This is a genomic window from Helicobacter zhangjianzhongii, assembly GCF_030249855.1.
GTDB classification, from domain to species: Bacteria; Campylobacterota; Campylobacteria; order Campylobacterales; family Helicobacteraceae; genus Helicobacter_B; species Helicobacter_B zhangjianzhongii.
Window position 1 is genome coordinate 102,207 of record NZ_JANURN010000001.1, and the last position, 21,047, is coordinate 123,253.

The 21,047-nt window shown below is 43.4% G+C and carries 22 protein-coding genes and 1 pseudogene; 13 read left to right on the plus strand and 10 right to left on the minus strand.

Going from position 1 to position 21,047, the window contains the following annotated elements; genetic code table 11:
• The first annotated feature begins 17 nt into the window (after positions 1 to 17).
• From rlmN to NYG90_RS00510, 8 genes are all read left to right on the plus strand, one after another.
• Positions 18 to 1,145, plus strand: coding sequence for a dual-specificity RNA methyltransferase RlmN (gene rlmN / locus NYG90_RS00475; protein WP_285256228.1), 1,128 nt, complete (start codon positions 18 to 20; stop codon positions 1,143 to 1,145).
• A 135-nt stretch (positions 1,146 to 1,280) separates the two neighbouring features.
• The gene (locus NYG90_RS00480; RefSeq protein WP_285256229.1) at positions 1,281 to 2,438 is read left to right on the plus strand and encodes an epoxyqueuosine reductase QueH; all 1,158 of its coding nucleotides are present in this window, start codon (positions 1,281 to 1,283) and stop codon (positions 2,436 to 2,438) included.
• A 351-nt stretch (positions 2,439 to 2,789) separates the two neighbouring features.
• Positions 2,790 to 3,269 carry a 3-hydroxyacyl-ACP dehydratase FabZ gene (gene fabZ, locus NYG90_RS00485; RefSeq protein WP_285256230.1) on the plus strand — a complete coding sequence of 160 codons (480 nt, stop codon included), beginning with the start codon at positions 2,790 to 2,792 and terminating at the stop codon, positions 3,267 to 3,269.
• Positions 3,270 to 3,271: 2 nt separating this feature from the next.
• Entirely contained in the window at positions 3,272 to 4,057 is a 786-nt protein-coding gene (gene lpxA, locus NYG90_RS00490) for an acyl-ACP--UDP-N-acetylglucosamine O-acyltransferase (protein WP_115010991.1), read from the plus strand.
• Complete coding sequence (gene clpX / locus NYG90_RS00495; protein WP_285256231.1) at positions 4,054 to 5,334, plus strand: ATP-dependent protease ATP-binding subunit ClpX; 1,281 nt, start codon at positions 4,054 to 4,056, stop codon at positions 5,332 to 5,334. The genes lpxA and clpX overlap by 4 nt, the downstream gene beginning before the upstream one ends.
• A 1-nt stretch (position 5,335) precedes the next feature.
• Positions 5,336 to 6,376 (plus strand): rod shape-determining protein, encoded by a 1,041-nt coding sequence (locus NYG90_RS00500; RefSeq protein WP_115010993.1) that lies wholly within the window; start codon positions 5,336 to 5,338, stop codon positions 6,374 to 6,376.
• The gene (gene mreC, locus NYG90_RS00505) at positions 6,376 to 7,194 is read left to right on the plus strand and encodes a rod shape-determining protein MreC (protein ID WP_115010994.1); all 819 of its coding nucleotides are present in this window, start codon (positions 6,376 to 6,378) and stop codon (positions 7,192 to 7,194) included. Before NYG90_RS00500 ends, mreC begins: the two co-directional genes overlap by 1 nt.
• Positions 7,195 to 7,233: 39 nt before the next feature.
• On the plus strand, positions 7,234 to 9,534 hold the full coding sequence (locus NYG90_RS00510) for a glycosyltransferase family protein (protein ID WP_285264533.1): 2,301 nt from the start codon (positions 7,234 to 7,236) through the stop codon (positions 9,532 to 9,534).
• A 101-nt stretch (positions 9,535 to 9,635) separates the two neighbouring features.
• Here the strand turns inward: NYG90_RS00510 and NYG90_RS00515 are convergent, their stop codons facing one another.
• The 3 genes from NYG90_RS00515 to NYG90_RS00525 are packed head-to-tail and all read right to left on the minus strand — an operon-like array spanning position 9,636 to position 11,304.
• Complete coding sequence (locus NYG90_RS00515) at positions 9,636 to 10,601, minus strand: HrgA protein (protein WP_285264534.1); 966 nt, start codon at positions 10,599 to 10,601, stop codon at positions 9,636 to 9,638.
• A gap of 23 nt (positions 10,602 to 10,624) precedes the next feature.
• Positions 10,625 to 10,996, minus strand: coding sequence for a hypothetical protein (locus tag NYG90_RS00520; RefSeq protein WP_285264535.1), 372 nt, complete (start codon positions 10,994 to 10,996; stop codon positions 10,625 to 10,627).
• Positions 10,997 to 11,010: 14 nt separating this feature from the next.
• Complete coding sequence (locus NYG90_RS00525; protein ID WP_285264536.1) at positions 11,011 to 11,304, minus strand: hypothetical protein; 294 nt, start codon at positions 11,302 to 11,304, stop codon at positions 11,011 to 11,013.
• A 129-nt stretch (positions 11,305 to 11,433) separates the two neighbouring features.
• On the opposite strand from NYG90_RS00525, the gene NYG90_RS00530 reads away from it, so the two are divergent.
• The gene (locus tag NYG90_RS00530; RefSeq protein ID WP_115012274.1) at positions 11,434 to 11,691 is read left to right on the plus strand and encodes a helix-turn-helix transcriptional regulator; all 258 of its coding nucleotides are present in this window, start codon (positions 11,434 to 11,436) and stop codon (positions 11,689 to 11,691) included.
• 88 nt (positions 11,692 to 11,779) lie between these two features.
• Here NYG90_RS00530 and argJ read toward each other — a convergent pair whose 3' ends face one another.
• From argJ to fliW, 6 genes and pseudogenes are all read right to left on the minus strand, one after another.
• On the minus strand, positions 11,780 to 13,156 hold the full coding sequence (gene argJ / locus NYG90_RS00535; RefSeq protein WP_285264537.1) for a bifunctional glutamate N-acetyltransferase/amino-acid acetyltransferase ArgJ: 1,377 nt from the start codon (positions 13,154 to 13,156) through the stop codon (positions 11,780 to 11,782).
• Between the two features lie 9 nt (positions 13,157 to 13,165).
• Positions 13,166 to 13,681, minus strand: a complete 516-nt coding sequence (locus NYG90_RS00540) for a GNAT family N-acetyltransferase (protein WP_285256237.1) — start codon at positions 13,679 to 13,681, stop codon at positions 13,166 to 13,168.
• 17 nt (positions 13,682 to 13,698) lie between these two features.
• Positions 13,699 to 14,748 carry an N-acetyl-gamma-glutamyl-phosphate reductase gene (gene argC, locus NYG90_RS00545; RefSeq protein WP_285256428.1) on the minus strand — a complete coding sequence of 350 codons (1,050 nt, stop codon included), beginning with the start codon at positions 14,746 to 14,748 and terminating at the stop codon, positions 13,699 to 13,701.
• Between the two features lie 52 nt (positions 14,749 to 14,800).
• Complete coding sequence (locus NYG90_RS00550) at positions 14,801 to 16,084, minus strand: UDP-N-acetylglucosamine--N-acetylmuramyl-(pentapeptide) pyrophosphoryl-undecaprenol N-acetylglucosamine transferase (protein WP_285256429.1); 1,284 nt, start codon at positions 16,082 to 16,084, stop codon at positions 14,801 to 14,803.
• Positions 16,076 to 16,207 (minus strand): annotated as a pseudogene (locus NYG90_RS00555) (glycosyltransferase); the annotation flags it as partial. The gene NYG90_RS00550 and the pseudogene NYG90_RS00555, both read right to left, overlap by 9 nt.
• 22 nt (positions 16,208 to 16,229) lie before the next feature.
• Entirely contained in the window at positions 16,230 to 16,619 is a 390-nt protein-coding gene (fliW, locus tag NYG90_RS00560; protein WP_115011002.1) for a flagellar assembly protein FliW, read from the minus strand.
• A gap of 158 nt (positions 16,620 to 16,777) precedes the next feature.
• Here fliW and NYG90_RS00565 point away from each other — a divergent pair, with 158 nt between their 5' ends.
• From NYG90_RS00565 to NYG90_RS00580, 4 genes are all read left to right on the plus strand, one after another.
• Positions 16,778 to 17,464, plus strand: coding sequence for a restriction endonuclease (locus NYG90_RS00565; protein ID WP_285256238.1), 687 nt, complete (start codon positions 16,778 to 16,780; stop codon positions 17,462 to 17,464).
• Entirely contained in the window at positions 17,461 to 18,468 is a 1,008-nt protein-coding gene (locus tag NYG90_RS00570) for a DNA adenine methylase (protein ID WP_285256239.1), read from the plus strand. Before NYG90_RS00565 ends, NYG90_RS00570 begins: the two co-directional genes overlap by 4 nt.
• 85 nt (positions 18,469 to 18,553) lie before the next feature.
• Entirely contained in the window at positions 18,554 to 19,339 is a 786-nt protein-coding gene (locus NYG90_RS00575; RefSeq protein WP_285264538.1) for an SDR family NAD(P)-dependent oxidoreductase, read from the plus strand.
• A complete protein-coding gene (locus NYG90_RS00580) occupies positions 19,339 to 19,830 on the plus strand; it encodes a hypothetical protein (RefSeq protein WP_285264539.1) in 492 nt (163 codons plus the stop codon). Before NYG90_RS00575 ends, NYG90_RS00580 begins: the two co-directional genes overlap by 1 nt.
• A 15-nt stretch (positions 19,831 to 19,845) precedes the next feature.
• Here NYG90_RS00580 and NYG90_RS00585 read toward each other — a convergent pair whose 3' ends face one another.
• Positions 19,846 to 20,802: a tRNA1(Val) (adenine(37)-N6)-methyltransferase gene (locus NYG90_RS00585; RefSeq protein ID WP_285256242.1), complete on the minus strand. Its 957-nt coding sequence runs from the start codon at positions 20,800 to 20,802 to the stop codon at positions 19,846 to 19,848.
• Positions 20,803 to 21,047 lie beyond the last annotated feature (245 nt).

The window sequence follows — 21,047 nt, forward strand, 5'->3', positions numbered from 1 at the left end:
ATAGCAGGAGTATAAAAGTGGATTCTAGTGTGTTGAAGCTCGATACATCAAAACAAAATATTTACAGCCTTTCACTTACGGAGCTGCAAGAAGTTTGCAAGAAACCTTATCAGGCAAAGCAAATATATCATTGGCTTTATGTTCGTTATGAAAAGGACTTTGCTAAGATGAGTAATCTTCCCAAAGATTTTAGAGAGAGATTGCAGCTAGAATATAGTGCGCAAAATTTAGAGCTACTTACGCAAGAAGTGAGCCAAGATGGCACGAGAAAATATCTTTTCCAAACTCGAGATAACCATACCTTTGAGAGTGTGTGCATAAAAATGCGCGATAAAAAGCTCGATGAAAATAGCAAGATTATCGAGGGGGAGAAATACACATTTTGTATCTCTAGTCAAATCGGCTGTAAGGTGGGCTGTGCTTTTTGCTCCACAGCAAAGGGCGGATTTGTGCGAGATTTGACAAGTGGGGAGATAGTCGAGCAGGTGCTAAATCTTAAAAAGTATAATAATCTCGCCCCAGAAAAGCGTGTGAATATCGTCTATATGGGTATGGGCGAGCCACTAAATAATTTTGATAATCTCATACACGCGATCAAAATTCTCTCTACACTTGATGGTCTCTCTATCTCGCCAAAGCGACAGACAATCTCTACGAGCGGCATTAGCCCTAGAATCCACGATCTAGGCAAGCAGAATCTAGGCGTCCAGCTTGCCATATCGCTCCACGCCGTAGATGATACTCTGCGCTCAAAGCTTATTCCTATGAATAAAACTTACAATATCCAAAGTGTCATTGATGCGGTGCGTGCCTTTCCTATCGATACACGCAAGCGTGTGATGTTTGAATATCTCGTGATAAAAGATGTGAATGATGACATCGCAAGCGCGAAAAAGCTATTAAAACTTCTTAATGGGATAAAGGCTAAGGTGAATTTGATTTTGTTTAATCCACATAGTGGGACGAAATTCCAGCGACCAGAAGAGAGCAAGGTTAGAGTCTTTGCCGATTTTCTTACAAACAAGGGATTGCTCACTACGATACGAGAATCCAAAGGCATTGATATTTCTGCTGCGTGCGGACAGCTACGAGAAAAGACAAGGTCAAGGCAGGGACAAGGGCAGAATGTTTCATATGAAACATAAATCATATAAGGAGATACAATGGATTCACTAGAATGGATATTGTTGGTATTTTTGGCGATATTTGCTATCGGCAGTATTGTTGGATATATACTATTTATCAAGAATGAAAAGAACAATAAAGAATAGGAGATAGAAATGCTAGTGCATATTTGTTGCTCTGTGGATAGTCATTATTTTTTGAGTGAGTTGAAAAAGGCTTATCCGCAAGAGAGCTTTGTCGGGTTTTTTTACAATCCAAACATCCACCCAAAAGCCGAACACGATCTTCGCTTAAGTGATGTGCGCAGAAGCTGCGATATGTTAAAAATCCCGCTTATTGAAGGTGATTATGAGCTAGAAAAATGGCTCTCATCAGTAAAGGGGCAAGAAGATGAGCCAGAAAAAGGGGCTAGATGTAGCACCTGCTTTGATGTGCGTTTAGAGAAAAGTGCGCAGATTGCTAAGGATCTTGGAGAGCGAGCCTTTACCACTACGCTGCTATCAAGCCCTATGAAAGAGCAGGAGATTCTCTATCAGCAGGGCGATATAATTGCTCAAGGCTATGGCTTAGATTTTGTCAAAATCAATGTCCGTAAAGATGGTGGTGTGCAGAAGCAAAATGAGCTTGCCAAGCGAGATAATCTCTATCGCCAAAATTATTGCGGCTGTCAATTTGCATTATCCAAGCAGCGTGTCAAGCAAGATCGATTGAGCTTAGAGATGATGAGCGAGATCGGTGGCAGAGCATTGCCCGGAAGCATAGAAGATCGACAAAAGTCTTTTGCTTTAAGAAACACACTAGAATCTAATGATAAAAATTACCTACTCATACAAAGAAAGCAACGCGTGTGGCGACTTCTACAAGGAAGAGTATTTTATAATGATTGTGTGCCGTATAGTTATATCCTAGTGCATTCAGAATCTAGACATATTAAAAACACCATCATCAATTGGGTAAATGTATCGCTAGAATTTTTACTAGAGCAAATTACACCAAACCACCATCAATATCTAGCCAATACACTGCAGATCCCAGCACAAAGCGTGCGATTGGGATTTTCTAAAAAAGACGATAGCGTGTTTTTGTGTTTGAAAGATTTTGTGATGATGTGTGGTGAGCAGTATCGCAGTGTCCTTGAGCTAGTGTATAATCCTATCGCATACGATGCAGAGCTTATGATCCGCGCACTACTTTGTGGTAGTGAAAGTGTCAATCCCATTATCATTGTCGATGAAGAAATCCAAAATACAAACATAGATATTAAAGCAGTTTTTCAAGAAGAGAAGCTCTTTACACCGATACCTTTATCATAAAATCTTAATTTACTCTTGAGAGTATAATAGGCATTATTTTATCAGCTCGGGACTTTGGCTTGAGGGCTATTTATGTGTCAAGTCGTTTGGTAGCTTAGTCAAAATCCACTTCTTTAGCGGCGGCTAATCGTGTTGAACACAGAGAAAAATGAGCGAGAAAATACTTGCTAGATTCTAGGGTGTGTGGGGTATTTGCTTGAATCTGTTAGCAAGTGTTTAGGCGCGTATCGGTATCAAAAATTAAAGAAAATTTTTGAAAATATTGTGTATAATCGGCGCGATTTTTGTTGATTTTGCAAGGTTTGCCAAGATCTTATTTCAAGTTTAGTTTTACTTTTATGAGGTTTGCTTATGATGGATGTCAATCAAATCAAAAAGATTCTACCACATCGTTATCCCTTGTTGCTCGTAGATAGGATTACAGAGCTTGTCTGTAATACCGATGATGTTGCGCCTAATGGCTACATCAAGGCACACAAAAATGTTACGATCAATGAAGAAATATTTTTAGGGCATTTTCCTAGCAAGCCTGTGTATCCCGGTGTTATGATTATTGAGGGTATGGCACAAGCTGGCGGTGTGCTGGCATTTGTGAGTATGTTTGGCGATGATCTCAAGGCTGCGGAGAATAAAATCGTATATTTTATGACAATTGATAAGGTGAAATTCCGCGTGCCTGTTACACCGGGCGATCGCTTAGAATATCACCTAAGCGTTTTGAAGCACAAAGGCGCGGTGTGGTCGCTTGATGGTAAGGCATTTGTCGATGGTAAGCTTGTGTGTGAAGCGGAGCTAAAGGCAATGGTCGCAGATAATCAAGAGCAAGGCTAGGAATGGCACATATCGCAAAAACCGCCATTATTCATAAAGGTGCGCAAATTGCCGATGATGTGGAAATCGGTGATTTTTGTGTCATTGGAGAATCTGTAAAAATCGCTGCTGGTTGCAAGCTCTATAATGGCGTAACTATCCTTGGGGATACTACCATTGGCGCACGCACGACAATTTTCCCTTATGCGGTGCTTGGCACGATACCACAAGATTTAAAATATGCTGGGGAAAAAGTGGAGCTTATCATCGGTGAAGATAATCTTATCCGCGAACATTGTATGTTTAACCCCGGCACAGAAGGTGGCATAGGCAAGACAATCATAGGAAACAATAATCTCTTTATGGCGTATGTGCATATCGCTCACGATTGTGTGATTGGCGATCATTGTATCCTTGCCAATAACGCTACTCTTGGTGGGCATATCGTGATTGGGGATTATGTCAATATCGGTGGTATGACACCTGTGCATCAGTTTGTCAAGATTGGCGATGGGGCGATGGTCGCTGGGGCAAGTGCGCTTTCACAAGATATCCCACCATTTTGTATGGCAGAGGGCAATCGAGCTGTGATCCGCGGACTCAATAAACATAGAATGCGCAAATTATTCACAAGTGAAGAAATTGATGCTATTAGTGCATTTTATAAAGAGCTTTTTGCTGCGACTTCTATGCGTGATTATGCTAAGCAGATTTTGGATTCTGGTGTGGAGCTAGAATCTATTGCAAATATTTGCCAATTTGTGCTTGATTCATCAAGGGGTATTCCTATCCGGAAAGGCAAAGAATGAAAAAATATTGTGATTTTTGTGGCAAAGAAATACATAATACATACTTTGAAGGAAGTAGATCTGGGAGAATTTGTCCATCGTGCATTGGTGGGTTATATAAAACGCTACGACAATCAGGGATAGATATGGTAGATACCACAGGTATGCCAAGCACTTCTAGAGAATCTTTGATTGATAATGCACAAGCTTTTATTGATATTCCTACGCCTAGGGAGATGAAAGCTAAGCTTGATGAATATGTCGTAGGGCAAGAAGAAGCTAAAAAGGTGTTTTCTGTGGCGGTGTATAATCACTACAAACGCATAGCGAGCAATATGACAAACACAAGTGATGTGGAAATCACAAAATCAAATATTTTGCTCGTGGGACCTACTGGTAGTGGCAAAACACTTATGGCACAGACTTTAGCACGATTTTTAGATGTGCCAATCGCTATATCTGATGCAACAAGTCTTACAGAAGCTGGCTATGTGGGCGAAGATGTAGAAAATATCCTTACAAGGCTCTACCAAGCCGCTGGAAATGATGAAAAAAAGGCACAGATGGGGATTGTCTTTATCGATGAGATTGATAAGATTTCTAGGCTTTCAGAAAATCGCTCCATCACGCGCGATGTATCTGGCGAGGGTGTGCAGCAGGCGTTGCTAAAAATTATTGAAGGTAGTGTGGTTAATATCCCCCCAAAAGGTGGCAGAAAGCACCCAAATCAAGAGTTCATACAGCTTGATACGACAAATATTTTATTTATTTGTGGTGGGGCATTTGATGGATTAGGCGAGATTATCAAGCGTAGAATGGGCAGCAATGTGCTGGGCTTTGGACAAGTGCAAAAGACTAAGAGCGAGCAAGATGATATTTTGCATCTTGTAGAGCCTGATGACTTGGTGAGTTATGGGCTTATACCAGAGCTTATAGGGCGTTTGCACATTATCGCGACATTACAGCCCATCACCAAAGAAGCTATGGTAGATATTCTCACCAAGCCCAAAAATTCGCTAGTGAAGCAATACACCAAATTATTTGAGCTAGATGATGTGCAGCTAGAATTTGAGCAAGATGCGATCGAAAAAATTGCCGAGCTTGCTATCGCTAGGAAAACAGGCGCACGAGGCTTGCGTGCGATTATTGAGAGCTTTGCTACGGATATTATGTTTGATTTGCCTACAATGCGCCATTGCAAGGTTACAATTACCAAAGATTGCGTAGAGCATAAGCAAAAACCCATTATCACTAAGCCGAAAAAATCAAAAGAATCACCTAAAACACAAGGAGCGTAAAGTGTTATTAAATAAGCTTATCGGTATGTTTTCGCACGATATTGCGATTGACTTAGGGACAGCAAACACAATTGTTTTGCTAAAAGGGCAGGGGATTATCATCAATGAGCCTTCCATTGTCGCGGTGCGCGTGGATCGATATGATAGAGATGGAGAGATTCTAGCTGTTGGACACGAAGCAAAGGAAATGGTCGGCAAAACCCCAAGCGGTATCCAAGCTATCCGCCCGATGAAAGATGGCGTAATCGCAGATTTTGATGTAACGGAAAAAATGATCCGCTATTTCATTGAAAAAGCCCATAACCGCAAATCCCTTATCCGCCCGCGCATTATGGTGTGTGTGCCTTATGGACTCACAGGTGTGGAGCGCAAAGCTGTGAAAGAGTCCGCTATGAGTGCTGGGGCTAGAGAAGTGTATCTTATAGAAGAGCCTATGGCAGCAGCTATTGGTGCGGGACTGCCTATCAAAGAGCCACAAGGAAGTCTTATTGTGGATATTGGTGGAGGGACAACAGAAATAGGTGTCATCTCGCTTGGTGGGCTTGTCATCTCAAAGTCTATCCGCGTGGCAGGCGATAAGCTTGATATGGCGATTGTCAATCATGTGCGCAAGCATTATAATCTTTTAATTGGTGAGCGTGCTGGCGAAGAAATAAAAATCAAAATCGGTGCAGCAGCTCCTCTTGATACACCACTTTCTATGCAGATTAAAGGACGCGATCAAGTGAGTGGGCTGCTTAATACTATCGAGCTAACAAACGAAGACATACGGGAAGCGATTAAAGACCAGTTGCGTGAGATCAGCAGTGCGGTGAAAAGTGTTATTGAAGAAGTTCCGGCGGATTTAGCAGGGGATTTGGTAGAAAATGGCTTGACGCTTACGGGTGGTGGTGCGCTTATACGGGGGCTTGATAGGTATTTGTCTGATACTGTGAAACTTCCTGTATTTATAGGTGATGAGCCACTTTTGGCTGTGGCAAAAGGCACGGGAAAAGCTATAGAAGAGCTTGATACATTGCACAATACTAGTCGTTACGAATAATGCGCTATCAATCCCTAAGCATTGTCGTTGTGATAATGGCGATAGTGTTTATCGCCATAGATTCTAGCAGTTTTTTGCAAAGACATATCAGCTTTGTTGGGGATGGTATCAAGATTTTTATCCTTGATGTAAAAGACAGCATAGCACTTTCTTATAATAAATACATTACCCAAGCAAAAACTATCCACTTATATGAAGAAAAGTTGAAAAACTACGAGAAGTTAGAGCTAGAGCTAATGCATACGCGCAATGAGCTTGATGCGCTCTCTGTTTTTGATACGCAGCAAGCCTTTGTCAATGATGCGAGATTTTTCCCAGCTCGCGCATATTCGTATGTGAGTATGGGGGATTCTAATCGTGTGTGGATAGATTTTGATGTGAGCAATTATGCTAAAGACCATATTTTGGGGATTGTGCAAGATAATAAAGCTTTGGGTATCGCAGTTATTTATGATGGTAAGTTAATGGGGCTTTTAAATGGCGAGCGAAAGAGTAGCTATAGTGTCCTAATTGGTGATGAGAAGATCCCTGCTATTGTGCATTCTAGCGCAGTGGATTCTCGATATATTACCGCGGATTTTATCCCTTCGTGGCGGAAGGTTGATATTGGTGATCAGGTTGTTACAAGTGGGCTTGATGGGATTTTCATTGAAGGGATTTCTGTGGGTGAAGTAGTAAGCGTGAATCACGACTTTGGCTATATTTCTGCAGAGATAAAGCCCTATGCGCAGCGTTCTAGGCTGGGGTATTTGTGGCTGATTGATACGACATTTTCTATGCAGGCAAGCGCACCACCGCAGTCGTTGCTAACGCCTTAGGGGTCAATGATGGTAGAGCATTCTAGATTTCTAGGCTTGATGGAAAATGCTCACACAAAGCAAGACTTGCGTATGCTTTTACTAAGTATTGTTGCGCATTTGCTAAAGTCCTATTCCGCGCAAGACATAAGCACAAACTTAAGTGCCAATCTCGCTATTTATGAAAAAATATTTGAGAGCTTCCGCACGAAGATTTTGCAGATTTTTACGCAGGGTGATATTCTTGATTGTGGGTTTTTGTATCTCGCATTTATCGCGCCAAAGTCTCTTGGGGCAGATGAGCGGTTTAAGCCCTTTATAGAATCTGTGCAAAAGCTTTTAGCAACACAACCTAGCCAAGAAGAGTATATTATGCTTATAGAGCTGGGTGCAATTGCGAGAGTTCTAGCAAACCCCTCGCAGCAAAATCTAAGTTTTTTTAATACAAATACCGATAAATACGACAACTTATGTGAAAAAAGTCTAGATAATTTAGACAATGATGGGGTGATGTTTTTTCTCTCGCGCATTATGTGCGCTTCTATTGATGGTATATCAGCTGGGCGTTGTGGGGAGTTTTTGCTCGAGCTTTTTTCTATACAAGAGATTGGGGTGTCCTGTGTTAGACCAGCGATTATACAAGCCTATACGCAAGCCCATTTAAGCTCACAAGCACCACTGTTAGTCCGCAATATTTGTAATTGGCAGCTACATATTCTCTGGAATGCAAAAAATCTCTTTAACAACCGCGAGTGGCTTAGTCTATATCCTGTGTGGAAGCAAGAATTTTATGCCGCCTTGAGGCAGGTATCACAAGCATTGCGTGATGATACAAGCTCATCAAGCGTGCCGCCACTCATCGCGCAGTGGCTGGATCTAGCCCTATATTTGCAGTTTTTTATCTATCATATTTGTGGCAATAGTTTTAGCAAGCAGGAGCAGTGGCAGGAGTTTAATACCGAGATTTCTCAATATGCTGTGCCTATTTATAGGGAGTTTGCCGCAAAGTTTTTGCCATATTTGCCTAAGTCTAGCCCAAGCACCAACAAGCGCAAAATCATCGGCATATTGCGTGATAGGATTGTAGAAAACTCGCCTTTCAAAGTCGAATACAGCTTGATAAAAAATCTCCTTGCAAGCCCAGAATTTACACAGCATTACGAAATCAAAATCTATTGTATGAGCCTTATAGAAAAGTCCGAAAACAACCCACAAGCCATCGCTAAACTAGCGAAACTTGGTATAGAAACCATCGATATAGGGCTTGGCTTTAATAAAGCTGGATTCTACAATTCCCACTTGCAAAAAGCCCTAGCACTGCGTGAGATTATGCTTAGAGATGAGGTGGCTATGCTCATTAGTCCCAATAATGGCTATGGGATTAGTGATTTTCTGCTTGCAAGTCGGTGTGCTAGGGTGCAGGTATTTTGGACACACGGGAATTTTGTCTATGATATTAGCGGGATTGATACACGCCTAACGCATATTTGTAATAATCAAAAGTCTATCGCGCACAATGGCTTTAGCTTCTATGGGATCCCGGTGCAAATGGATAGAAGCTTTTATAATCCAAAAGTCCCACAAGAGCTCATTGCTGATACGCGCGCTTGCTATGTGGATTCTAGTGTGAAGCAGCCCTTGCGCCTTTTTGGCGTGATTGGGCGATTGGTGAAGATCGACTCGCTCGCATATTTGCGCAGTATTTGCGCGATTTTGGAGCAGAATCCACATTGGAGGTTTTTAGCTTGTGGGCTTGGTAATGAAGGTGAGATCAAGCAAAAAATCTCACAAATCAATCCACAGCTTCTTCCGCGCTTTTTCTTTGGTGGCTATGTGGATAGCGCGGTGTATGGGCATATTTTGAACTTTTGGGCAGATAGCTTTCCTATGGAGCAAGGCGAGAGCAGGATCGAGTATGTGGCAAAGGGGCGTGGGCTTAGTCTGCGCTACTATGAGTCAGCCAAGCAGCTAGAATCCACTTTTGTATCTCAGCTTGATGAGACAAGGGGGATCATAGAAGCGATTATCGATGATTGCAGGCGTGTAGATCCAGCAGGTGAAAAAGTGGATTCTAGGGGTGAAAATTCTATGCTATTACACAATGCGCTAGAATCCACTTTTTTTAGCGACTTTGCTAGCTACAAGGAATGTGTCTTAGAATTTGCTAGAGAGACTAGCGCGTTTAGCGAGGCAGAGTATGTGGAGAAAGCCACGCGCATTATGCGCTTATGCGAGCTAGATCCTAGTGAGTATGCAAAAAAAGTGGCGATACAATCCGCCATCCACGCGATGAATAGCGAGATAAAGGCGCGGCTAGGCGTGCGGTATTTTTTGGCATTTGTTAGGGAGTATTTGGCATAAGCTTGGCACAGGGGGTATGAGAGGGCGTTGATAAGTAGGGGTGGCTCTTACTTGGGGCTGCTTGTGGTATGAGCTAAAAGTGGATTCTAGGTGTGTTATCCCTATTGGTCGCGTTTTGTTTTCATATCGTGTTGTTTGACATATTCTTCCCTATCTTCATCACTCAAGTATTTATCATAATCCTGTGGCACAGGCTCTTCACGCTTGCCTTTTGTATCTTTTATAATATCATCTAGTAGCTTTTTAAAATCATCATTTATCCTGCCTAGCTCATCAAGCATTGAAATATCAATATCTTCCCGCCTTTTAGCCTGAAAAATAATCTCCCAATCTTCATTGTCTGTGCCAAAGTTAATAACGCCAATGCCAAATCGTGCATTAAGCTTCCTTAGTTCATCTTTTATGCTAGGCTCTATGGGTCTAAATACCGCTAAATAGCCATAGTTCGCCCAGCTAGAGTTTGACACCGCTTGGAAATATATCTTTTTCAAATCAGTGGATTTTATCTCTACTTTTAGCTCAAATGAGTAAAGCTCTATTTTTGGGTAATTGAATGTATGGATAAACTCTAATATCTCCCTTTGGCATTTGCTTTCTTTAAAATCTTGGATATTAAATTTCACTCCTACAATATCAGGGTGAATCCACTCATTTATGCCCTTTTCACGCTTTTGACTTTTCTCGTGGAAAATTGTTTTACAAAAGAGACCAAGCTCATCTCTAGCAAATTTCACAAATAGCGGGTGGAGAGAGCGTTCAAGCTGCTCTTTGCTTGTTTTGTCATTCTCATTTTCTTGTGAGTCGTTTGCAGCTTCTGGGATTATAGCTTCGTGTTTGCCTATGATACCAAAGAGTGTGGGAGACTTTGAAAATGCAAAAATATTGTAGGCTTCACGCCTTGTTGGTGAGTGCAAGGCAGTCGCCAAGACTGATTTTCTAGGATTTTCACTCTCTAGCTTTTTGTCTAAGCCTTTTTGCTTGGCTAGATTCCATATTTGCCCAAGCTGCAAAGGTGTAGCAGAATCTAGTAGCACTTCTTGTGCTAGATGAAGATAAGTGTAAGACATAGGGATTCCTTTAGTTGTTTTTGTTATTTTGATATATGGTCTAGTCCATCCATAATATATCCAATAATTTTCGTAGTCTCTTCTTGACCGAACTTGATACCTTCGTCAACGATGGCATCAGCAGCTCGCAGCAGTTCTTTTTTGTTTTTATAAGATTTTTTCGTTGGTTGCAATGGGGATATTGCTTCGCCGCATACTTTGATAGCTTTTGCTGAAAGCTCTGCAGCTATTTTTGCATCCATACCATTGTTTATGCGCATATTCGCTATTGCTTGCTCTCTTGCCAGACACACACCAAGCATCATTCCATTTGAGAACTCCACTATCATTTTTTCTTTTCCAAGCCCAAAAGCACACACTATAGAAAACGCTAAGCCAAAGATTACTTTTTTCATTTTTCTATCCTTTGTTAAAAATTAGTTTTCACTATCGTTTGATTGAGTAAAATGCTCTTTTTCATCTCGCTAAAGCTTCTTTGCACGCCTATGCTACCCGCTGCCACGGTATCAATCATTTGTGAGTGTCGTTCTTTATTGACTTTTTGGGCGATAGAAATCCAAGCCCAAATAATGGCAAATCCAGTGCCCGCGCCAAAGGTTACAAATCCACATAGCCAAACAATAAGATTAAAAAACGCTTGAATCCATAGACCTTTTACAAACATACAAACAAATGGCAGAAAGAATGCTATTACATAAATCATTTTTCAACCCCTTTCTCTAAAAATTTATCCCATAGGATATATAAAAGCGGATTGTATCTTTGTAAATTTTAGTTTCTACTTAATCCTATAGGATAAATATTAGCCACGGCTATCAAGGGACTTTGAGTGATACAAAAGCTTTATGGCAACGCCACGCAAGAGGAGATTAGCGAGTTTTACAAACGCGTATCTGCTAATATTAGAATCTTGCGTGAGAAGCGCGGAGTCTCCCAGCTTGATCTAGCCCTTGAAATTGGCATTAAGTCAGTGGCGTTCTACTCCAATTGTGAGAGCTGCCGCTATGGCAAGCACTTCAACCTAGAGCATTGCTACAAAATCGCCAAAGCCTTTGAGATTGATATTACAGATATTTTTGCTCTATCGTAAGTTTTGGAGTCCAGTGGTGATAAAGTGGATTCTAGGGTGTGAAAGTTTGGATTGTGTAGCGCGTTTGGGGGCGTCTAGCTCCTAAGAGCTATGAGCGATAATCGGCGTTAATTTTTACATAGTCATAGCTCAAATCACAGCCATACGCGCACGCGCTTTTTTTGCCGCGTTTGCAGTCGATAAATATATGTATCTCATCTTTTTGTAAGAGCTTTTTGGCAAATTTCTCATCGATAGGCTGCGCATTGCCATTGCGCATAATCGCTATCTCCCCAGCACTGCTTGCTAGCTTTACATCAACGACTTTTGGATCAAAATTGCCCCCACTATACCCCATAGCGCATAAAATCCGCCCCCAATTTGCGTCATTCCCAAACATCGCTGCTTTTACAAGGCTTGATGCGATCACAGATTTTGCGATTTTGCGTGCGTCTTTTTTGCTTGCAGCATTTAGGCAGTGGGAGACAAGCAGCTTTGTCGCACCCTCGCCATCGCGCGCGATTTTTCTCGCAAGGGTTGTGGTAAGCAGGGAGAGAGCTTTGACAAAAAGCGCGTAATCGCTATCATCTTGGGTGATAATAGGCGTGTTGTGCGCTCTTGCATTAGCAAGCACTAGGGTCATATCATTGGTAGAAGTATCACCATCGACACTAATCATATTAAAAGAGTCTTTGACATCTTTTTGCAAAGCTTTTTGCAAGAGCTTTTGGCTGATAGCGCAATCTGTGATGATAAAACATAGCATTGTCGCCATATTTGGATGGATCATACCGCTACCTTTGGCGATCCCCGCTAGCCGCACGCGCCTGCCATTAGAGGCGATAAACTCTACTGCGGCTTCTTTTTCAAACAAGTCTGTTGTCATAATCCCTTGTGCTGCGGTTTTGGCACTTGCTCTGCTGCTGGACTTGCTTTGAGCTAGGAGATTTATGCCCTTTTTGATCCTATCAAGTGGGAGCTGCACGCCTATAACGCCCGTAGAAGCCAGCAGCACGCTAGTGGATTCTACCCCTAGCACCGCTCCAGCAGTGATCGCACTCTCTTTACACGCCTTTTCACCTTGTGCGCCTGTGCAGGCATTGGCATTGCCGGCATTGGCGATGATAGCGTGTAGGGGCTGCTTGAGCTTTAGTATCGCTTCATTATGCCCTATACACGCCGCGCGGACTTTATTGGTCGTGAAAACGCCTGCTCCCACGCACGGATAGGGGCTAAAAATCAGGCTCATATCGGTGCGCTTTTTGTATTTGATTCCAGCTTGTGTGCCGCTATATTGGAAGCTAGGCAGTGCATTTAGCCCGCTTTTTAGTAGCTTTATGGATTCTAGCTTGGCTCTTGGGGCTTTGCTGCTTGGCTCTTGTGGCTTTGATGAGGGGTTAGCTGGTGTGCTTGAAGCTTTGGCTAAGGTGGCTTTGGCAGTGGCTTTTAGTAGCTTTTGTGTGGGGGTTTTGGTGGATTTTGACATAGAGACTCCTTAGTTTTTGGGGTTTGGGCTATCGATTTTATGGGAGATGTTGGCAGGATTTAGGCTAAATTCATAGCGATTGGCATTTGGCTTGCTAGCCCAGCCTTGCTTCTTCCAAAAGGTATTGCCGATGATATTTTCGCTAAAGGCGATGAGAGAAATGCTAGAGATCTGCTCTTTTTTGAGCGCGTTTAGGGCGGCTTCTACCATACGCGAGCCTATGCCCATTTGGCGGAAATCTTTATGCACGCATACATGGTAGAGACTACCATATCGCCCATCGTGTCCGCATAAAATACTGCCGATTATCCACTCTTTTTGATCTTCATCTTTTAGCACGGCGACTACGCTGGTGTTGGGATTGCGTGCAAGAAAGCGTGCTACACCCTCTTTAGAATCATCAATGCTGCGGATATAGAATCCTTCAATTTGCTGCCATAGCATAGCGACTTGCTCATAGTCATCTAGGCGCATAGGGCGGATATGGAGATTTGCTAGAATCTTTGCTTTTTGGTTTGTCTTCATCTAATGCCTTTATGGGATTATGGAAACATCGGTGCGGCTTCAAGTCCGCTAGATTCTCTAAATCCGCACATAATATTCATATTCTGCACCGCTTGACCGCTCGCGCCTTTGATGAGATTATCAATACTTGCGGTGATGATTATGCGATTGGTGCGTGTATCGACATAAGGAGCTATGTCGATGAAATTGCTTCCTTTCACCCAGCGCGTTTGCGCGCTAAGTCCGTGGTCTAGCACACGCACGAAATACTCTCCTTTATAGAAGTCTTTATAGATATGGCGCAGAGCAGTAGAATCCACTTTTGGATCGCGCAATCGCGCATAGCTTGTAGCTAAAATCCCGCGATTCATCGGCACAAGATGGGGCGTGAAGCTTAGGGTAATCGGCTCTTTGGCGATCTCGCTTAGGGCTTGCTCGATCTCTGGTGTGTGGCGATGAGAGGTGATGCTATATGCCTTGAAGCTTTCATTCACCTCGCAAAACAAGCTATCCAAAGCCGCCTTGCGCCCTGCACCTGAGGTGCCGGACTTAGCATCGATGATGATAGAATCTAGGTCGATGAGATTATTGGCAAGTAGGGGAGCTAGGGAGAGAATACTACAAGTAGGGTAGCAGCCCGGATTTGCCACAAGGCGTGCGGGCTTGATCTGTGCTCGATTTAGCTCGCAAAGCCCATAGACACTTTGGGCTAGTAGGGTTGGATTGGCGTGTGTGGTGTGGTAATGCGCGGCGAAAGTCTCTATATCGCGCAGGCGAAAATCCGCGCTTAGATCGATGACTTTTGTGGATTCTAGGACTTTTGGTGTGAGAATCGTGGCGCAGAAATTATGCGGCGTAGCGCAAAATAGCACATCAATGTGCTTACATAAGGATTCTAGCTCGCTTGCATCGATACAAGAGAGCGGTAGGATTTGGAAGAAGTTTTGATAGCTGTGGTGGTAGGGCTTATCGATCTGGCTTTGTGAGCCTAGCCAAGCAATTTCTACTTCTTTGTGTCCTAATAGTATGCGCACAAGCTCATTTGCCGTGTAGCCACTTGCCCCTAGAATCCCGACTTTTATCATTATGTCCCTTTGTGTGTTGTGGTTTAGTTATAGCAAATTTTTCTACAACGACCGCTTAAGTAGGCTTGGCTGCTGCGGCTTTGGCAGTGGAGGGCTCTAGGGCTGCTAGGATTTGGGTGATGATAGATTGCGCGCCATTTTCTGTGATAGTTTTGCTAAGATTGGTAGAAATCGCTTCAAGATTGCTTTCTAGCTGGGAAAGTAGTGTGAAAAACTTCTCTAAATCCATAGCTCGTATATCCGCGCAAGTTTTACTAGAATCCACTTTTGTATCCGCTGTATCCGCGCCTTTTTGTGCTGCTTGCGTGGGGGTAGATAAATCCTGCTCGGTGATCATTAGCCCAAGCCCTTGGCGCGTGAAGTAGCTAGCGTTGTGGTGCTGGTGGTTATTTGCAGCGTAGGGATAGGGGATATAGATGGTGGGCAGAGATAGGGCGGCATTCTCCCAGATACTTGACGCCCCAGCGCGCGCCACACATATATCCGCTTTGTCTAAATGCTTGATTAGGTCTTTGTCAAAGCCAAAAAGTGTGAGCCTAGGTGCAGGGCTGTCAAACGAGGATTCTAGGGCTTTTGGGTCGCTAGATTCTACAAGCCTAGAATCCACTTTTTTATACGCTTCTCTCACGCGATCTAAATCTCTCTCTCCGCATTGGTGGATAATGCGTATCCCCCTTGCTAGCAGCTTTGGCGCGGCTTGCAGAGCTAGGTCGTTGATCGCCTTTGCGCCTTGCGAGCCACCGATAAAGATAATGCTTTGAAACTCCGTGCGGATTCTGCGACTTTGCAGGGCTTCTTGCTTGATAGGATAGGGTGGGAATGGCGGGCGGAATGAATTAAACACCGCCTTAGCAAAGGGAGCTAGCAAGGAGTTTAGCTTGCCTTGGATAGCATTTTGCTCGTGGATAAAGAGAGGTTTTCTAAGCAGGATTGCCGCTAGGCTCGCAGGTCCCGCGCTAAATCCTCCCACGCTAATGACTGCTCGCACCTTATGCTTGGCAAAGATTTTACGCACACGCAATGCCGCTCGCAGCTGGGCATAAATGCTTGCTAGCTTTTTAATGCCCTTTTTATTGACTACGCCGGAGGTGTTTAGGAAGTAGCATTGCTGGAAAAGTGGATTCTGGGGCTTGGAGCTAGAATCCACTTTCGTGGATTCTGGGGCAGTCTGCTCGCGGCAGGATTTTGGAGCTAAAAATGGGGCTTTGCAAGGCGAGGCAAGGGAGCTACCTTGAGCGGTAGTGACCGCAGACTCGCCGCCGCAATCGCCATTTTTAGCCCAAAAGCCAACGCGATTCTCAAAAGCCCAATCCTCCTCAGACTCCCCAGCGAACCACATTTGATCCTGCCCATAGAGCGAGCCTATATAAATCGCTGGAATCTCGCGGTTTTGCAGCTCCTGTGCTAATGCCCTAGCTATGGCGAGATGCCCGCCTGTGCCACCTCCTGTGATAACAATCATCGCCGCTCCTGTTGCTTAAATATTATGCGCCCTTTTGGAGAAAGGATTTTAGCGTATCTTTGAAGCCAAAGTCCGGATAATCCATCATCGATAGCGCGACTTGCCCAGCGACTTTGTCTTTGGTGTTGAAAATGAGCGGCGCTAGGAAATTCACCATTGATTCTTCTACATCTCTTTGCAAGATGACAATGCAATACACAAGCACGCTAGAGTCCCTATCAAGCCCTAGGAGCATTTCTATATAGCGCGGGATTGTGAAGCTATACTCGCGCAAGGAGTAGGGATTGACTAGCATCATCTCAAGGCTTTTGTCTTGACTTGTGATCTTGGCGAAATGCTCATCTAGCCTAGTAAGCTCGATACTTGTAATATGCTCAAATCCCAAAATAGGGGCTTTTATTTGATATATCATAAAGACTCCTTAAGTGTGATAGTGGGCAAATATTAAGCAAAAGCTATGCCAAAAGCACCTATAATAATCGCTGTAAAGTGATTGATTTGAGGGCAACTAACGCTTTAAGCTGGGTAGCAACTTGGTGAGATTGGAATGGGACTAGAAAACATAAAATTATGAAAAAAAGCAAAATGGATTTATTTTTAGAACTTGCTAAGCCTGATGAAAAAGGCTTTTCAAGGTGGGTTGGCGTGGGTGAGTTTGTAGGAGATTATAAGGATTTACAGCTCGGCAATGGTGGAAGCTGGTGTAGAGCTAGTAGTAATTTAGCCAAAACATATATCCTAGAGTTTGACAAAACTCGCACGAGCGGAAACTCCATTGACGCCATAAGATTGCAAGGGTTTAATCCGCTTAAAACTTTTAACCAAAACATACGAAAAGATATTAAAGATTTTTATAAATCCCAAAAATGCGTAATGCTAGGCGTTTGTGGCAAAAGTGAAAATACGACAATTGAGATTGACCACAAAGATGGACGCAAAGACTCTATGCGTGTGAGTGAGCTAGCAATGCAAGAATTTGAAGACTTTCAGCCTTTATGCAAAGCGGCAAATGACATCAAACGCCAAATTTGCAAAACTTGCAAAGAGACAAACACACGCTGGAGTGCGAAAAATATCAAGGGTAACCCTTATGACTTTTATGCTGGTGATGAGCGTTACATCGCCCAAAGTGAAGGTGGGCTAGGCTGTGTGGGCTGCTATCAGTATGATCCCGTGGCATATCGCAAAGAAAGTGCGAGAAAAATCGCAAAAGAAGCAGCGGACTTTATCAGTGCAAAACTTTATGGAGATGTATGAATTACATAGGCTCAAAGCTTAAGCTACTGCCATTTTTGCAGCAAAGCATAGAATCCACACTCAAAAAGCATAATGCCAAGCCTTTGCAAGATTCCATTTTTTGCGATTTATTTGCTGGAAGTGGGGCTGTGGGCAAGGCTTTTAAACCAAAAGTCAAGCAAGTCATAAGTAATGACAAAGAATATTATAGCTTCGTGCTAAATCAAAATTATATTGCTAATCACACTCCCATTATTCGTGCAGATGAGCTAATAGAAACACTCAATAACACGCCTTTAAAAAAGGGAAAGATTTTCACGCATTACGCCCTTGGTGGGGGGAGTGGAAGGCAATATTTCAGCGATGAAAATGCGATGAAAATCGATAGTATAAGGCAGAAAATCACACAATGGCACAATGAAAATTTCATCACGCAAAATGAATTTTACTTCCTCCTTACTTCACTTTTAGAATCTAGCGATAGCGTGGCAAACACAGCTTGTGTGTATGGGGCATTTTTAAAAAGGCTTAAAAAAAGCGCGACAAAAGAGCTTGTTTTAAGCCCGGCAACATTTAAGCTCACGCAAAATTCTCATCAAGTTTTTAATGAAAATGCCAATGATTTGATTACTACAATAAGTGGCGATATACTCTACCTTGATCCGCCTTATAATGCTAGAGAATATGGGGCAAATTATCATCTATTAAATACCATTGCTTTGTATGATGACTTTACCCCGCGGGGCAAAACGGGTTTAAGGGCGTATGAAAAATCAGCGTGGTGCAAAAAGGGTGATGTGGAAAACGCCCTTGAATCTTTGCTGCAAAAAGCACAATTTCAATGGATATTTTTAAGCTACAATGATGAAGGGCTTTTGGATTTAGAGAGGATAGAAAATCTTATGAGAAAATATGGGCAATATGCTTGTGCGAAGCAGGAGTATCAGCGGTTTAAAGCAGACTCTAATCGCCCACAAAAGCAGAGTAAAACTACCGAGTATTTGCATATTTTGCACAAAAAGTAGAAAACAAAATAGCAAATTGGTAAAGATATAATACAAGTATCAATGAAGGTTAGTTCAAATATAACTTACAGATTAAGGAGCTGCTATGGTCGTGGTAATCACTGGGGCATCATCTGGATTTGGTAGGGCGTGTGCGGTCGCATTTGTGGCTAGGGGGGCGAAGGTCATCGCCACAGCGCGCAGAGAGCAGGAGCTATTAGACTTGCAGCGAGAGCTTGGGGCAGAGTCTTGTGCGATTGTGGCGTGTGATGTGGTGGATACTTGTGCTTTGAGTAAGGGGATTTCTAGCGCGCTTAAGGGCTTTGGGCTTGGGGGTGATGGCGAGAGCGAGCTTAGTGGGATTGATGTGCTTGTCAATAATGCTGGGCTAGCTCTTGGACTAGAGCCTGCAAATGCGTGCAAGATAGAAGATTGGGAGCAGATGATTAGTGTCAATATCCTAGCGTTAGTGCGGCTTACACATAGAGTTTTGCCTGCTATGGTGGCGCGCAAAAAGGGGCATATCATCAATATGGGATCAATCGCCGGAAGCTATCCATATCCGGGCAGCAGTGTCTATGGCGCGAGCAAGGCATTTGTGAAGCAATTTAGTCTAAATCTGCGCGCGGATTTGTATGATAAAAATATCCGTGTAAGCGATATTGAGCCGGGCTTAGCCGGTGGGAGTGAATTTTCTCTCGTGCGCTTTAAGGGCGATAAGGAACGAGCGGATTCTGTCTATGCTGGCACGACACCCCTTAGCCCAGAAGATGTGGCACAAGCGGTGTGCTTTGTGGCGTATTTGCCAAAGCATATCAATATCAATCGCCTAGAAATGATGCCAACCACCCAAGCCCCCGCCGCGCTTAATGTCTATAAAGGAGATAAATAATGAGTGCGCAGCTAGAATATAAGAAGTTTTCGTTTATAGAAGCCTATATTATCCGCTGGAAGACGCACTCGCTTGGGGCGGATATTGATGCGCTTATTTTGATTGTGAGCGTGCTAGCATATATGGGGCGCAATGATTTGGGACAGCAGCTTGAAAGGGCGCGTGAGATTATAGAAGAGCGTGTGCGCCTTAATACTATGAGGCATATTATCTTTGATCGAGTGCAAGTGGAGCTAGCGCGCTATATGGCTGATGAAGAAATGTATATAAAAGCACGCAATAAGATGTTTGAAGAAATCACGCATAATATCCAGCTATATGGGATCGTGCTTGATATGCTGCCCGGACAAGCCAATGCATCAAAGCTCCAAATTGTGCGCTCCGTGATCCAAAAAGCCTATGATGAAGAGTTTATGCTAAATGGCGAAGCCAAGCGACTCCTAGAGGCGCAAGAAAAAACAAATGCAAGTCTAAAGGAAGCTACTAAATAAGCCTTGTTTCTGTGGTCAGTGTGCTGTGGCTTGATGGGGGATTATTGTTAAGGTTTCACGACAATGGTCTAAAAGTATAGGATCTACTATGTCTTGCGCATATACTTTGATACTATGTGTGCGATAGGCAGCATAAATGCGCGCGACTTCTTGCGTGAAGTCGCTCTGCTTTGGGGAGTTGTGTGTGAAAAGTGGCGGCTCTATGTGCATCTGCGCCCTAGAATCTAGCCTTGCGTAAAAAAGCGCGATTTTCGCTCGTTTAGATGGCAGGGGATAGACAAAGCGCAAGATCTCACAAGTAAAGCTCTCTTGCTTTAGGGCTTCTAGCACGCGTGCAATCTCGCTTGCTTGGAAGCAAAACACCAAAGCCCCGCGCGGGGTTAGAAGTCTTTTGCTCTGGTGTATCCACGCTTGCAGGGGCAGCTGGCTTTCATAGCGTGCTTGGCGTAAAAATTCATTGGTAGATTTAAGTGCGCCATCGCGGTAGAATGGTGGATTGGCGATTAGGAGGTCAAACTTTGGGCTAGACTTTGACTTTGGCGTGTGGAGGTGGATTCTGGGGGTTTGGGCTGAGTTTTCTTGTGTGTTTTCTTCTGGATTCTTTTGGGCTTGATTGTGCATAGTGGCAAGTAGGGCTAATGCCTGCTGTGGCGTGGCTTTATCTAAAAAGTTTGCACAAAGCACTTGACAGGAGCCTTTAGGCGTGCTTGACTCATTGTGTGTGTGAAATGGAGCGGTTTTGGCATTGATAGCAGCAAGCAAGGCGACTTTGGGCTGGGATTCTATGGCGACTACTTGGGCGTGGAAATAGTGCGCACACGAAATCCCTAAAATCCCGCAGCCTGCCCCCATATCTAGGATATTTTTTGGCGTGTTTTTGCAAAATTGCGCGGCAAAATCAAGCAGCAATAAACTATCGCTATTGTAGGCATAGCCATCAGCTAGCTGGTAGAATCTTAGGGCTTTAGCCATAGAAGCAGGTCTTTACCAAGTGTGGTTGTATGCAGGATCTCACAAGATATATCACGCGCTATGCTTTGGCACAAGGTTTGCGGAGCTTGGGCGATAGTTGGGGAGAGATGCACAAGTAGGAGCAAGGGGGATTTAAGCAAGGGATATATATGGCTAAAGAGCTGCAAGCTGCCTTCAATGATATGAAAGCCATTGGGTAGCTCTTGCAAAGTTTTATCATCATATATACGCACAGAGCGTGAATC

Excerpts from the sequence above, each read along its gene's own strand:
- NYG90_RS00480 (WP_285256229.1), top strand. The coding sequence starts at position 1,281 with ATGCTAGTGCATATTTGTTGCTCTGTGGATAGTCATTATTTTTTGAGT.
- fabZ (WP_285256230.1), top strand. The coding sequence starts at position 2,790 with ATGATGGATGTCAATCAAATCAAAAAGATTCTACCACATCGTTATCCC.
- lpxA (WP_115010991.1), top strand. The coding sequence starts at position 3,272 with ATGGCACATATCGCAAAAACCGCCATTATTCATAAAGGTGCGCAAATT.
- clpX (WP_285256231.1), top strand. The coding sequence starts at position 4,054 with ATGAAAAAATATTGTGATTTTTGTGGCAAAGAAATACATAATACATAC.
- mreC (WP_115010994.1), top strand. The coding sequence starts at position 6,376 with ATGCGCTATCAATCCCTAAGCATTGTCGTTGTGATAATGGCGATAGTG.
- NYG90_RS00510 (WP_285264533.1), top strand. The coding sequence starts at position 7,234 with ATGGAAAATGCTCACACAAAGCAAGACTTGCGTATGCTTTTACTAAGT.
- NYG90_RS00515 (WP_285264534.1), bottom strand. The coding sequence starts at position 10,601 with ATGTCTTACACTTATCTTCATCTAGCACAAGAAGTGCTACTAGATTCT.
- NYG90_RS00520 (WP_285264535.1), bottom strand. The coding sequence starts at position 10,996 with ATGAAAAAAGTAATCTTTGGCTTAGCGTTTTCTATAGTGTGTGCTTTT.
- NYG90_RS00525 (WP_285264536.1), bottom strand. The coding sequence starts at position 11,304 with ATGATTTATGTAATAGCATTCTTTCTGCCATTTGTTTGTATGTTTGTA.
- argJ (WP_285264537.1), bottom strand. The coding sequence starts at position 13,156 with ATGTCAAAATCCACCAAAACCCCCACACAAAAGCTACTAAAAGCCACT.
- NYG90_RS00540 (WP_285256237.1), bottom strand. The coding sequence starts at position 13,681 with ATGAAGACAAACCAAAAAGCAAAGATTCTAGCAAATCTCCATATCCGC.
- NYG90_RS00550 (WP_285256429.1), bottom strand. The coding sequence starts at position 16,084 with ATGTGGTTCGCTGGGGAGTCTGAGGAGGATTGGGCTTTTGAGAATCGC.
- fliW (WP_115011002.1), bottom strand. The coding sequence starts at position 16,619 with ATGATATATCAAATAAAAGCCCCTATTTTGGGATTTGAGCATATTACA.
- NYG90_RS00565 (WP_285256238.1), top strand. The coding sequence starts at position 16,778 with ATGAAAAAAAGCAAAATGGATTTATTTTTAGAACTTGCTAAGCCTGAT.
- NYG90_RS00570 (WP_285256239.1), top strand. The coding sequence starts at position 17,461 with ATGAATTACATAGGCTCAAAGCTTAAGCTACTGCCATTTTTGCAGCAA.
- NYG90_RS00575 (WP_285264538.1), top strand. The coding sequence starts at position 18,554 with ATGGTCGTGGTAATCACTGGGGCATCATCTGGATTTGGTAGGGCGTGT.
- NYG90_RS00580 (WP_285264539.1), top strand. The coding sequence starts at position 19,339 with ATGAGTGCGCAGCTAGAATATAAGAAGTTTTCGTTTATAGAAGCCTAT.
- NYG90_RS00585 (WP_285256242.1), bottom strand. The coding sequence starts at position 20,802 with ATGGCTAAAGCCCTAAGATTCTACCAGCTAGCTGATGGCTATGCCTAC.